This window comes from Pseudoalteromonas sp. SG44-8 (assembly GCF_014164125.1).
Lineage (GTDB): Bacteria > Pseudomonadota > Gammaproteobacteria > Enterobacterales > Alteromonadaceae > Pseudoalteromonas > Pseudoalteromonas rhizosphaerae.
Genome location: NZ_JACJEQ010000008.1, coordinates 108,356 through 121,208 on the forward strand (window position 1 = coordinate 108,356; position 12,853 = coordinate 121,208).

Genomic DNA, 12,853 nt, shown 5'->3' on the forward strand with positions numbered 1-12,853 from the left:
TTAACCGATGAATGTCTCGGCTCTGGCATCCTGCTTCGCTCTACCTTCTAAATCCATTTAGTCGTAGTGCCCCAGCTACCCCAAAAGGATATGGGAAAAACCTGGCTGCGATGAGATCGCAATAATCGATTACTGCGTAACGCGCCTATATGTGTTTGCCGTAAGCTACTTGCTTAACTGCCCCACCAACAGACGAAGTAAACGAATTTGTTTATTGAATTAGAGTTGATTTTGAATTGACCGTCAATTTATAAAAACGGTCAAAAAAAACACTAGTGCCTATTGATAGAGTTAGGCTCATATGCGTTATAACCGCTTTACTCACTATCTATTACCATGAAATCAGATGAATTAATTAAGTTACCTTCAGAAAAAACTCTTATATCCCATTTCCCCGGCTCAACTTCGTAGTCTAGATCAAAATAGTAATCAAAAGGCCAAACAAAAGTTCCATCGTGTCCACTAACATTTATTTGCCTATAAATAGATGACTTCTTTTCACCTGATGGTAAGGTAATCACGTCCTACGGTGATCAAAGTTTTTACCTGTGTATTTATCATAACCACACAAGAATGCACGTCTCACGCATCGTGAGATTAAGTGATAATAAAATGTCGATGCTAAATCAATAAGCTTTTTTCTTGCGCGAGTCATAATACATCAACCACTGTATGTAATGACAGTGGTTGATACTATGATTTTTGCAAAAAATGTGCCTGTCCTTTTTTACTCGTAGCCACCATCAATAACTGCAATTTTCTTAATAATCACACTAATAATCTCTCTTGTTGATATGTATATAAATTAAAATGACGATAAATGGTCTGATCAATCAATGTCACTGTTTGGCGACAGCGGTTCCCAAGTGCAATATAATGCTAAACCCACTGATTTTGCCACTGAGATTGAAGCCTCATTATCCTGTTGGCAACGATACTGCGGTTCAAGATTTTGCGCGCAAATATCATGACTCATCGCTCGAACAACTCTAGTTGCATAACTTTTTCCCCGTTCAGTCGGCAACGTAATGACTCCAATATCAGCCATCTTATCGTTCTCTCCGTGATAAGCACTCGCGATACAAACTAAGCGGCCATCATTAAATAAACCGTAAACCATCCAGTCATCGAGCTCGACGGAAGCATTATCGAGTTCGGACTCAGAACATTGACGTTGAAACTCAGAAAAATCGGCGGCATCATCTTGGTTAAGCTGACGCACTGCGACATCAGGAGCAAGTGTTAGCTTCTGTGTGGCGCTAAAGTAAAAAATGTAATCTGCGCTATGCAGAATCAATCCTGCCTTAGCCAGCTCACTGCGTAATTGTGATAAATTAACAGACTGAGTACGATTTAAACACGGTAATTGAGCTGCAATTTCAGGTAGCATTATTGCCTTATCCGGCCCAGTAACTGTGCCCAAAAGCATAAACCGTTCTTCTGCCTCTAACTTAGTATTGCTACGTACCTCAATACTAGAAGTGGTTAACACATCATCACCTGTAGCAAATAGAGCCTGCCAATATTTCGCAACTTCAACTGATGCTTCCGTTGCCTTAAGCAGCGGAAGATTATCAAAATTATCTTTCTGATTATGGTTTAGCTGCCCCATATTTATCTCTCTTATTATATTAATTTGGCTAAAACAGCTGTCAACCAACCGCTCCGACCAAATGATGGAATCACCTTTAAATAAAGGTGATCACTATTTTATATCTATTAGTAATTGCTCCAATTAAGAACGCTACCAAAGGCGCAAACTTGACTCCATTTTATGATATCTCTTCTGCTTCGCAAAAGATCACCTCCCCCAAATTCTCTATTAAAGTGCCTGGTTCACGGCTCACACCCCGCCTCAATGGGAGACAATGAAGTCGAACGCTATTTAGAGTCCTTAGTGAAATACCAAACTAATAGAATTCAAAGCCTTTCTGACTCTAAAATTTCAGAATATGATTCATTACTTAAATACTCAAACATGGAGCGGATGTTGTTTGAAGCATAAGCTGGCATAATAACATACGTTTTTACTGGGCTACAGCGCCGTAAGTAAAGTGTAACTTGGCATAAAATTGAAGCATATAATGCCATAAAGTTACCAAATACAGGCTTTATGAGGTCAATCCCATAAAAATACTGCCAAGTTTAGTTGGCTGCTATGTGCCAATTGCGGTCATTGGTAAACGCAGTAATATGAGTCTATTAAGTTTAGCTAAAATTAGCGAAGAATGAGTGCCTGCCAAGCTTTAAGCGTCCCATCCATAGTTACTTATTATGTCACTTTTTAATCACTAAACTCGACCATTGCAGAAGTCCTAACTTTAATACCTTTGGCTGTATGTTTGATGTAAGTTTGAAACTCGTGAGCATAGGACTTAAATTCATTTAGGCTCTCATGCAACGCGCTTTCAGGTTTAATCTTTTTTTCGTTTTCCCACAAACAACCAGAAGCCTTCGTTGAAAGTTCTAGTGCCAAAAAGGCTGCATCATAGATAGATTTATTTATAAATGGATATGCAGAGGTAAGCGTATAACCTAATGAGGTGCGAGCTTCATGTAGCTCATTCGCAGTAATTAGGATTTCTTCACTGGACAGAAGTTTCTTCTCAACTGACTCAAATAGCGGAGAAATTCTTGTTAGTGCTTCCCATATTTTCTGGTAATGACCATACTCGAGTTCAATTAGATGCTTATGAGTGTGCACGACACTTTCATTTCGTTCTGATAGTCTAGAAAGGTTGTTTTGTAACTCTGCCCGTAATTTTGCAAGCAATTGATTAGATTTAACAGTTTCACGGGAGTTTATACGATTTACCCACACCTTTCCCAGAAACGCAATTAAGGCAATTAATACAACTGTTTGACCACCAAAAAAGAGTAGTAATGTATCGATGTTCAATTTCACCTCCTGTGAAATAACGCCCCCCTCACTTGCCGGAAGCCAATGGCGCCTTTTTTGCAGTTACACCGCAAAAAAGGTGACGGTGGCCGGAGGTCATGTGCAGGCGCTTGTTAAGTGTGTCACGTGACATTTAGTAAAAATTCGCTTATTTCTTTGCGCAAATCTAAGTCATTAGTTTGCGTTGCTAACTCATTAGCCATGTGAGCAAAACTTTTAGACTCATCATTATTGCCTATTGATTGATGTCTCTCAGCTATTGCGAAATTAATAGAAGCCTCATATTCCTTAACTTGTTTCTTTATTGCAAGTTTAAGGGCTTTCTCATAGATGGTAATTGATACTGTATCATCTCTTGTGAAATCGCCAAGCGCTTCCCACTGTAATGGATGATCAGTTTCTAGTCCTTCATGTTTCTCACAGATAGATTTAAGCTTCTGGTAATTTTCCCAAAAACTCTTCGTATCATCATCTCCTGAAGCATTTACTAGCTCACAAGAAATTTCTAATACTTCTTCGTAGATTGCTCTATCCATCATGGACACTTAACAACTTTATCAGAGGACACTTTCCCTATTTTAGCGCGAAAACGTCCTTATTTAATGAACTTACATTAATAGCAAATAGTATAAGTGATTGCCAGCTATAAATATTATGCTTTCTGTAACTCATATAAACATGTAAAAAAGAAGAAAGTGTCTCTGACTCTTATTAAGTTAATGACAACTCACCTGAATGTCCGGTTCTCGCTCACAGCCGAACTTCGCAAAAGTGCCAATACCAGACATTAATAACGCGTGCTCAAAAAGCAACTATTGGCCTGCTATAATTTAAACGAAGTGAGTCTCCCTAATTGTAGATATATTAAGTTGCTCTTCTGTAAAACCCATGCTTTTTAATACAGGCTCCATTGCACCTTGTGAGTCTAAGTAAATGTCTACATAACGTTCTCTTTGTTCATTTATGCTATTTAGCTCGTGCACTAATTTACAAGAAAGTTTAATTGTATTTTTTATCGATTGAATACAATATTCGTCGCTATCCACCAATTTGCTCACCGCAGTTTGGGCATGGGACATTATTAAAGTTATGTTTCTTGGCACCCTTTTAACAACTAAACGCTGGTCTCGGGAAAGCACTAAAGCTAAATTCTTATAAAGTTCAATTAAGATATCGACATTAATATCTCTTGAAAGAGGAATAGGGATTGCCAAGCTATTGGTCAACTCAGGTTCTTGCCTGATTTTTAATAGAAATTTAAAATACGATTCAATATGGCAAGTAAGTTCAGATTGTAAATCACCTAGCTCGATAAACATCATTTCAAGATCTTTTTTACACTGAAACTCAGCCTTCTTCTTTTCAACCATAGGAACAAGAAAAAGTGAAAATAACGCGCCAAAAATAGTGAATGCTAATTTATCCATATTTATCCTTTATCACCAACGAGTTAGTTGCGAGCGAACGCTTATACTTCTGCTGACACCTTGCTCACATTTATACTTTTCATAGTTGAAACAAATATTACTATCAATAAATTTTCTATCATATATGAGCAAAACTACAGCAAACAACTTGAGCGCGTAGCCCATTTGTTTGAATCACCACAGTAAGCAATAAATAGCCAATTAACAAGATTATTTGTTCACCCCCAACTTCCGCTTCTTGCTCTCAGCCGAACTTCGCAAAAGTGCCAATTGCGGACGGTAAGGAGTATAATATCTGAAGTCAAGATTGACCCCTTTGGTTTTTACGTCGTTGTAACCAGCAAAAAATTATTGGCTAAAATATGAAGCGAAGCGTAACAGCCAACAAGTTTTTGTCCGCGTTTATGACTTTGTTATACGAATTTAGCACCTTAGTTCAAAGGCCAAACAGCACATTTAAAATAGTCGAAGATAACCATCCCAAGATTGCACCAGCTAGCAGGCCAGGAACTTGGTTTTTTATTTTGCTTTTTTCTTTTAGCTCTGCACTTAAACTATCAACCTTACTGGATTGTTTAGTTATTTGCTCTGAAATCATATTAATTAATGATGAATCCACTCCCAGCCCCAACTTTTCAATAACCTGCCTTTCAGAAATGAGCACTGGTTTTCCATTTTTTAATGCATAAGGGCTACCATCTGCGAAAGCTAACGATTCACTTTTACTAACTCTTAACAAGTAAATACTTTGAAACCTTGCTTTATCTAAGCTGACTTCAAAATCCACGCCATCTAGCAAACTTCGCGATTGTTCTACTAACTTATCATCAACATTTTGAAAACCTGAACTATAACCTTCATGAGAATAAGCTCCCAGCAATATATTGCCGCCATTGGAATTTGCTAATGAAGAAATATATTTTGCAAGCTCCATAGGCTGAATGGAAGCAGGTAATATAAGCTGATCTTCATCATTGGATTCTTCCATAAACTTAGAAGCCCAATCCTGCACTGTCGTATCTATTGTTTTTGGCATTTATATTCCATTAAAGGTGCTTTGAATGAATGCTGTGCATATTGTCTACGATTCGTATAACTCATCACTCAGAAGCTAAAAATTGATGGCTAAAATAGCGAGGCACGAGCACAGCCAGATGTTTTAGCCCTTTGAAGTGCTTTGTTATGTTACCTCGCTAGAGACAATAAGTAGCCTCACCCATACGAATACAGCGATACAAACTTTTAACGGTATTTTTAATAAAGTCAGGGCTTTTGCATACTTTATGAGGTTTCCCCATTTTTAAATTTATATCTTCCAAGTTTTGCCATGTTTCCATTGCAACCCTATCGTGAGCAGCTAGAAAATAATCTAGTTTTTCTTTGGTAAAATGTTTAGCTAACTCTTGCTTAGAAATAAACATTTCGAGTGCTTTTGAAGTGTTAACAATTTGCAAGTTATTTTTGCAAGCCAATGCAGTTCCACTCAGTGAGCCTGCATTTTTATATCTGCGCTCCACGTCTTTCTCGCTTGTCACGTATGAACAGGAAGATAAAAAGATTGCCGTAATAATTACTACTTTTTGAATTTGAATCACCATACTCTCCATGTAACATAACGCCGCACTAAGCGGATTAAAATTGTTAGTTATAATATGTAACGAAGCGAAACCTAACTAACTGTTTTAGTTTAACTTCACCCGTTTAAGTGTCTTGTTATTTTTTGGACTAACTCTTGACCAATTTCATTAATTTTTCTAATGTCAGCGCTACTTGCAATGTCAGCATGTAAGCATGTAAGCAAGCCAAAATCTCTTGAGCGGTTATCCACATCGCCATTTTCGGATTCTCAACAGTAAAGTCTGTTCTATTAAGGGATACATCATCCACAGTGAAATTTTCATGGATTCCATGCCCGTACACATTAGCAAAAGATCTTTTTGCACTTTTATCAAACTTAGAAGTGAAAACGTCAAAATCAAACGTTACTTCGCTGATATTGTGTACAAGCTTATTCCTTAATTCAGAAAGCTTAATTAAGAAAGTGGATTGATCTTTTTTAATAATGTTTAGTTTAGTAATTAAAGAGATTTTTTTGGATTGCTCAAGATAAGAAAGTTCATTTTCGATTTCTGGATGTTGGAGTTTAGCCCCAAGAGCTTGCCCACTTGCGGCTTCAAAAAGTGCACTTAACTTAATAACAAAAGACCAATCATCCTCCGCTAACAACGCATCATAAAAACCACTTGGTAACCCCAAATGGCTTTCAAGAGCCGATACTTCTTTTGATATTGCATCCATAAGTGAACCTTTCAGAATAAAAACATAGCAGCTTATTGAACACCATTGTGGTGGTTTATAACACACCAAAACGGCGTGTATTACACACCCTGATAATTTCACCAAAAATTACCTTTGTAAACAAGTAATTAAAATAGCTAGGAATTGTTCTTGTTATTTTGCACCAAAACGCCGTTTAATAATGTTATTGGACAAAATTAGGCTCCAACTCAAAAAAGTAGGAAAAAATTCAACTTTTTCAGTGTCCGGTTATCGCTCTAACCCGACTATCAGCTGGATAGCAGGAGTGCGATTATTAAATATAACTTTTATTTGGCTTTAAGGTATGTATGCCTAGCGATATTCAACCTAGTGCTAATCATAAATTTGTAGAGATGCTCAGCAATGGAAAAGTTAATTTAAGCTCAAGCCCTTTAGATGAAATTGAATTAATTCATCGTGGTTTAGGTATTAACAATGTTGAGAAGTTTAGTCTTGAGTTACGTTGGGATATTCAAGAGGATTCAACTAAACAGGTAGATTTATTTTTTTGACTAGCAAATTTATGGAGGTTTTTAACACGGGGTGTTTGAGTTTTCTTCTGTACATGTGAGTCAACCACCTAACCATTTGGTTAAATACTAAACTATGCCACCTTATACTTCCAATTTATGCCATCTTTTAGTACAAATATGTCAACTTATACTTCAAACAACACCCAAATGAGGAATTTGGGTGGCAGTCTTACCAGCCACATCTCGGCACACACGTCACAAACTGTGGCTGCTCCCTTCCGGGCCTGACCAGGTTCGCCTGCTAGTGTTGCGAGAGGACCAATAAGACTACCATTGAGGGCCTTGGTTGGCGCGGGAGGGATTATCTCTACTTTTGCTGTGTTATTCAAGGGGAAACACAAAAAGAAAGTGCGATTGCATGTTAAACATACAATCGCACTGTTTTTTAAACGATTTAAGTAAGATTATTGATTATCTAACTCTTTTTTTACGTTACGTAGTACAGCTTTTATTTTTTTCATGTTTTCAGGGCCCATGCGTAGCAGTTGTTTTTGTGCAGCCGGTAGGCGTTCCCATTCTGAGTAAGCATATTGATAAGTTACTGAATCACGTAACAGTGGCATATCCCCTTTTGGCTCTGGGGTATCTAGCAGCAATTCTATGGCGTCAGTAAGTGTTTGATTAAACGCATCACCTTGATAGCCAATTTCTGTATACGCATCATTGATAAGTGGTTTGTACTCATCGTATAAACGTACGATTTGTGCTGCACTCATGCTAGTAAAGATTTTTACATAAGGGGTATAACGCTCATAGCTGTTTGGATCAATGGTAAGAATATCACCCTCTACTACACTAAAGCCTTCTTCTAACTTAATAACGGGAGTGTGTTTTTGCGCAATTTTACCTTTGGCAAGATTATCTATAAATACCACACCGCGACGAATAACATCGTCGTTTATAACCAAACTCATAGCTGCATCACCTAAGTATTCGTCTAACTTAGCAACAACGACAGGATCGCTTTCATCAAGAGTAGGTAGTGGTTCTACTTGCGGCTCAGGCTCTACTGGGCGTGGTGTTGGCACGGCTAAATCAGCAGGCTTTTCAGGATTAACAGATGGGGCATTAACAACCGGATCGTTCTCTGGTTTTAGCTCCATCATGGGGCGCTCTGCTACGGGTTGCTCAACTTCAGTTGCTGTTTGTGACTCATCACTTGAGTTTAATAACACAAACGCTGCAGCAATAATGATAATAATTAAAATGATGCCTGCAAATAAAAGGTTATTATTCGGTGGACGTTTTTGAACATCTGACGCTGATGGTTGATCTGACATACGAACTCCATAAATATTAAAATGCGATAACAGTAAGAGTACCCTAAATGGATTTAATTCATAGCCTACACTAATAATTATTAACGTAGCTAAGGTATCCTTTGATTCTTCTAGCTTAAAGACTTACAGTTAATAAATAAAGTAAAGACGCTTAACCGCTTAATTGCAACGACGAAACTCAACTATGAAAATCAAGCAAATCGATAAAAACAAACCTAAAGTTGCTCTGTTACTGACCGGTGGTGGTGCACGTGCCGCTTACCAAGTTGGGGTTCTTAAAGCGCTCGCGCAAAGTATGCCGCGTACCGCCCCGCTGCCATTTACTATTATTAATGGTACATCTGCCGGAGCGATCAATTCAGCTGCGCTAGCAAGCTATGCTTCATGCACCCATTTGGCGGTACGTAAACTGGAATCTGTTTGGAAAAGCTTTTCTACCTCAATGGTATATAAAAGTGATTTTATCAGCGTGTTTGGCCATTTAATGCGTAACATGCTGACTAGTTTTCAATCTGAACATATTAATCATCCACCAGCGAGCTTGTTGAATAATCAGCCTTTACGTAATTTACTTAATGAAATTTTAGATTTAACTCGCATTGAGCGTAATTTACACCGTAATTATTTAGATGCGCTGTCAATCACCGCATCAAGCTATACCACGGGTGATTCTGTGGCGTTTTTTCAATCTAATACACAGTCACCTTGGCGGCGCGCTAAACGCGAAGGCCAAGCGGCACGTATTAACGTTGAACATTTAATGGCGTCCAGTGCAATTCCTATGGTGTTTCCGAGCGTAAATGTATACAACCACTACTTTGGTGATGGCTCTATTCACCAATTATCGCCACTGAGTCCATGTGTCCATTTAGGCGCTGAAAAAATATTTATTATTGGTGTTGATCAGCCCAAAGAAGCTCATCCGCCGGGTTATCTACCTCACTTCCCAGGGTTATCCTCGATTGCGGGCCATTTGCTAGACAGTGTGTTTACCGACACCTTACAGTCAGATCTTGAGCGCCTTGAACGAATTAACCGAACTTTAGGTTTATTACCTGGGCGTGATAAACACCAAGAATTAAAGCAAATACAAAGTTTTGTGATCAATCCATCAGAAAACTTTAATGCCATTGCTGCAAACTATTACAGTGATATGCCTTTAGCCATTAAAATATTACTGCGCATGATCGGGGTTAAAAAACGTTCTCAATCGAGTTTAACCAGTTACTTATTGTTTGAAAAACGCTATACCCAGCATTTGATTGAAATTGGTTATAAAGATGGTTTAGAGAAACTGCCACAGATACGCGAATTTTTAGAGCTCGATTAACAGTTAACTATTCACTAATCCGTACCATCGAGTAAATAGCACTCTACCCGCTCTACTCGTCGAGGTTTACCTTGAAGTACAAGAATATCTCCGGCGAGTAAAACAGTGTGCAGCGATGGACTATCAATTTCACGGTCTTTGCGTCGTAATGCTCGCACTGATACTTTACGTTTTTCGAGATTTAATTCATTAATATTTTTAGCAACCGCAAAGGCGTTTTCTGGCAGTGCCATAACGTGTAAATACTCAAGCCGCTCGGCGTTGTTTTCTTCACTATCAAATTGATCTCCAGCAAAAAAACCATGTAAAAATTGGTAACGATTACGCCGCTCTTTGCTAACCCGCCTGACAATACGCGACATCGGCACGCCCGACATAGACAACACGTGCGACACTAACATTAAGCTCGCTTCCAGTGTTTCTGGCACCACCTCAGTCACGCCAAGCTCTTTGAGTGCTTCGAGATGACTATCATCGCGCATGCGTACCAGTATTTTCACGTCAGGAGCTATTTGCTTTATCGCATCGATCACGATTTGCGCATGTTCAAAATCGGTGAAAGTAATGATCACTAGTCGAGCTCGTTCGACTCCTGCTGATTTTAAAATATCTTTTTGTTTTACATGACCAAAAATAACGGGCTCTCCAGCTGCTTTGGCCTCTTGAACTAGTATTGGGTTACTTTCAACAGCAACGTACTCTATTGCTTCTGGCTTTAAAAACCGCGCAATAGTTTGCCCAACCCGAGAGAACCCACAGATCACTACATGGTTTTGATACAAGGTGCTACTATTAGGCTGTTGCTGCCACTCACCGTTGGGATTTTTTAATACCCCAAGTTGTTTTAATAACCAAGGCGTCGATTCTATTAAATAAGGCGTTAAGCCCATCGACATGACTGCAATAGCAATTAAAAATGAGGCGTGATCTAAAGCTAATAATTGGTGTTTAGTAGCAAGCGCAATTAATACAAAACCAAACTCGCCCATTTGCCATAGCATGATGCCTGCTGCAATTGCATCTTGTTTTCGCTCGCCCATCAGTTGCGCTAAAAAAGTAATAACACCAATTTTTAATACTAGCATTAGCGCTAATGCAGCCACTATCCAATACCATACGCCAAACACATATAAAATATCGAGCTGCATACCGACAGTGACAAAAAATAGGCCCATTAAAATATCGCGAAATGGTCGAATATCAGCTTCTAATTGATGTCTGTACTGGCTTTCGCCGAGCATCATTCCTGCTAAAAATGCGCCCAGCGCCATCGATAAGCCAAATAAATACGTTAAGCCTGCGGCAAATAAGGCAACCACTAAGGTGGTCAAAACAAACAATTCATCGGTGCGCATTAATGCAACTTCGCTAAAGACTTTTGGCAATACCCACTTGCCTATCATCCATAACAACAAACATACAAATGCGCCTTTAGTTAAAGCGAAAGTCAGGGCCCAGGCAATGCCTTCAGTATCACTGCTTTGGACCAGTAAAGGTAAAGTAATCAGTAACGGCACCACCGCAATATCTTGAAATAATAACATTCCGATAGCGAGCTGCCCTCGCCGCTGTTTAAGTTCGCCGGTTTCTTTAAGTAATTTAACCACCACCGCTGTTGATGACAGCGCCATTAATGTCGCAATAGTGAAACTGCTCAACAAAGACAAATCCATCAACAATAAAATCAGCATAAACACAATACTTGTGACAATTACTTGCAACGTGCCCAAGCCAAATACAATATTGCGCATTGCCATTAAGCGGCCAACAGAAAACTCCAGCCCTAAACTAAATAATAAAAATACAATACCAAGCTCAGCTACAAAATGTATTTCATGACTTTGCGCCATCCAGCCAATGCCATGACTACCCGCTAATAAGCCAGTAGCAAGGTAGGCAAGGATCGGCGGTAAGCCAATGCGCTTAAATAACCATACCAGCACCACAGCAGCCAGTAATAAGCCAAATATTTGAGCCAATACACTTTGCAAATAAACCTCCTATTTATACTGTTGCCATACCGTCAAAATTTTAGCTACTTAAGAGTTAACTATAGCAACTATCTGTTTTTCAGCCAGTTTGGAATAGTGGCACAAAAATCGCTTAGAAAAGTAATAACAAACTCCTAGGGGGAGAAAACCATGGAAAATGTCCATATTTTGACGCAGCGCATCTCGGCACGTGGCGAGTTTCTGCCGTTTTCGGCAGAGCATTACCGTAATAATGAACCTGCTGCTATTCATAGTTTGCTCGAAAAACTGCAAACAACGTTAAATATAGAAGAGCTATTAACGATTTATGCTGAGCATGCAAAACAAATCATAAATTTTTCAGGCTTGCAGTTTCAGTCGTCTCTTGGAGTGGCACAAATCCCTAATAGTGATAATAGTAAACCGCCATATTCATTTAATTTAGACATAAATAATGAACATTTAGGGCAGCTTATCTATTTTTGCCAATACCCGCTTTCGGGAAGTATCAAGCAAAAGTTAGTTGGCTTACACAGCGTATTGGTTTATCCATTACGTAATGCATTAATGTATAGCCGCGTGCTAAAGCTAGCTACTAAAGACACTTTAACAGGACTTAATAATCGTAGTCAGTTTGATGCTATTTTGGCTCAGAAATTAGAGCGTTTTCGCCGCCATCATCGTCCATTTAGTCTAATGTTGTTAGATTTAGATAACTTTAAACAAGTTAATGATAGCTACGGTCATAAAATTGGCGATGACGTATTACAAGAGTTTGCCAACGTTTTATGCAGTAGTATTCGCGGGACTGATTCTGTATTTCGTTTTGGTGGTGATGAGTTTGCAGTATTAATCGATGATCCTGAATTTACCACAAATAAAGTGATTGCTCAGCGAGTAATGCAGTTAGTGACTCAGTCAAGTTTAATGAAACAATATGAAGTCACCACCAGCATTGGATTTACTTTGGCAAACAGCAAAGATTGTGAGAATGAGATTTTTGCCCGCGCCGATAAAGGTTTATACAAGGCCAAAGCATCAGGGCGTAACTGCGCTAAAGCGTATTAATTAAAGGTAAGCCTAGTTCCCCCACTA

12 protein-coding genes, 1 other RNA gene and 1 pseudogene are annotated in these 12,853 nt (G+C 38.8%); 3 read left to right on the forward strand and 11 right to left on the reverse strand.

Annotated elements, in window-relative coordinates:
• Positions 1-523 precede the first annotated feature (523 nt).
• The 8 genes and pseudogenes from H5163_RS21300 to H5163_RS09075 all read right to left on the reverse strand — a co-directional run.
• Positions 524-655 (reverse strand): annotated as a pseudogene (locus tag H5163_RS21300) (alpha-amylase family glycosyl hydrolase); the annotation flags it as partial.
• Between the two features lie 174 nt (positions 656-829).
• Entirely contained in the window at positions 830-1,612 is a 783-nt protein-coding gene (locus H5163_RS09045) for a GNAT family N-acetyltransferase (RefSeq protein ID WP_182734960.1), read from the reverse strand.
• Between the two features lie 672 nt (positions 1,613-2,284).
• Positions 2,285-2,899: a hypothetical protein gene (locus H5163_RS09050; RefSeq protein WP_182734961.1), complete on the reverse strand. Its 615-nt coding sequence runs from the start codon at positions 2,897-2,899 to the stop codon at positions 2,285-2,287.
• Positions 2,900-3,021: 122 nt separating this feature from the next.
• Positions 3,022-3,438: a hypothetical protein gene (locus H5163_RS09055; RefSeq protein WP_182734962.1), complete on the reverse strand. Its 417-nt coding sequence runs from the start codon at positions 3,436-3,438 to the stop codon at positions 3,022-3,024.
• A gap of 291 nt (positions 3,439-3,729) precedes the next feature.
• Positions 3,730-4,326: a hypothetical protein gene (locus tag H5163_RS09060; protein ID WP_182734963.1), complete on the reverse strand. Its 597-nt coding sequence runs from the start codon at positions 4,324-4,326 to the stop codon at positions 3,730-3,732.
• Positions 4,327-4,762: 436 nt separating this feature from the next.
• Positions 4,763-5,362, reverse strand: coding sequence for a hypothetical protein (locus H5163_RS09065; protein WP_182734964.1), 600 nt, complete (start codon positions 5,360-5,362; stop codon positions 4,763-4,765).
• Positions 5,363-5,519: 157 nt separating this feature from the next.
• Positions 5,520-5,924: a hypothetical protein gene (locus tag H5163_RS09070; protein WP_182734965.1), complete on the reverse strand. Its 405-nt coding sequence runs from the start codon at positions 5,922-5,924 to the stop codon at positions 5,520-5,522.
• Positions 5,925-6,051: 127 nt separating this feature from the next.
• The gene (locus H5163_RS09075) at positions 6,052-6,624 is read right to left on the reverse strand and encodes a hypothetical protein (RefSeq protein WP_182734966.1); all 573 of its coding nucleotides are present in this window, start codon (positions 6,622-6,624) and stop codon (positions 6,052-6,054) included.
• 329 nt (positions 6,625-6,953) lie between these two features.
• Between H5163_RS09075 and H5163_RS09080 the strand changes: the two genes are divergently transcribed.
• Positions 6,954-7,157, forward strand: coding sequence for a hypothetical protein (locus tag H5163_RS09080; RefSeq protein WP_182734982.1), 204 nt, complete (start codon positions 6,954-6,956; stop codon positions 7,155-7,157).
• A 188-nt stretch (positions 7,158-7,345) separates the two neighbouring features.
• On the opposite strand, the gene ffs is transcribed toward H5163_RS09080, so the two are convergent.
• Positions 7,346-7,442, reverse strand: an RNA gene (gene ffs / locus H5163_RS09085) — signal recognition particle sRNA small type.
• 140 nt (positions 7,443-7,582) lie between these two features.
• Positions 7,583-8,458 (reverse strand): DUF3014 domain-containing protein, encoded by an 876-nt coding sequence (locus H5163_RS09090; protein ID WP_145240520.1) that lies wholly within the window; start codon positions 8,456-8,458, stop codon positions 7,583-7,585.
• A gap of 184 nt (positions 8,459-8,642) precedes the next feature.
• Between H5163_RS09090 and H5163_RS09095 the strand changes: the two genes are divergently transcribed.
• Positions 8,643-9,788: a patatin-like phospholipase family protein gene (locus tag H5163_RS09095; RefSeq protein ID WP_182734967.1), complete on the forward strand. Its 1,146-nt coding sequence runs from the start codon at positions 8,643-8,645 to the stop codon at positions 9,786-9,788.
• A gap of 14 nt (positions 9,789-9,802) precedes the next feature.
• On the opposite strand, the gene H5163_RS09100 is transcribed toward H5163_RS09095, so the two are convergent.
• On the reverse strand, positions 9,803-11,779 hold the full coding sequence (locus H5163_RS09100; protein ID WP_182734968.1) for a cation:proton antiporter: 1,977 nt from the start codon (positions 11,777-11,779) through the stop codon (positions 9,803-9,805).
• 150 nt (positions 11,780-11,929) lie between these two features.
• Here H5163_RS09100 and H5163_RS09105 point away from each other — a divergent pair, with 150 nt between their 5' ends.
• A complete protein-coding gene (locus H5163_RS09105) occupies positions 11,930-12,826 on the forward strand; it encodes a GGDEF domain-containing protein (RefSeq protein WP_145240514.1) in 897 nt (298 codons plus the stop codon).
• Positions 12,827-12,853: the final 27 nt, after the last annotated feature.

Bases quoted from the DNA above. Each gene is read 5' to 3' on its own strand.
- H5163_RS09075 (WP_182734966.1), bottom strand. From the start codon at position 6,624: ATGGATGCAATATCAAAAGAAGTATCGGCTCTTGAAAGCCATTTGGGG.
- H5163_RS09090 (WP_145240520.1), bottom strand. From the start codon at position 8,458: ATGTCAGATCAACCATCAGCGTCAGATGTTCAAAAACGTCCACCGAAT.
- H5163_RS09080 (WP_182734982.1), top strand. From the start codon at position 6,954: ATGCCTAGCGATATTCAACCTAGTGCTAATCATAAATTTGTAGAGATG.
- H5163_RS09060 (WP_182734963.1), bottom strand. From the start codon at position 4,326: ATGGATAAATTAGCATTCACTATTTTTGGCGCGTTATTTTCACTTTTT.
- H5163_RS09045 (WP_182734960.1), bottom strand. From the start codon at position 1,612: ATGGGGCAGCTAAACCATAATCAGAAAGATAATTTTGATAATCTTCCG.
- H5163_RS09065 (WP_182734964.1), bottom strand. From the start codon at position 5,362: ATGCCAAAAACAATAGATACGACAGTGCAGGATTGGGCTTCTAAGTTT.
- H5163_RS09055 (WP_182734962.1), bottom strand. From the start codon at position 3,438: ATGATGGATAGAGCAATCTACGAAGAAGTATTAGAAATTTCTTGTGAG.
- H5163_RS09105 (WP_145240514.1), top strand. From the start codon at position 11,930: ATGGAAAATGTCCATATTTTGACGCAGCGCATCTCGGCACGTGGCGAG.
- H5163_RS09095 (WP_182734967.1), top strand. From the start codon at position 8,643: ATGAAAATCAAGCAAATCGATAAAAACAAACCTAAAGTTGCTCTGTTA.
- H5163_RS09070 (WP_182734965.1), bottom strand. From the start codon at position 5,924: ATGGTGATTCAAATTCAAAAAGTAGTAATTATTACGGCAATCTTTTTA.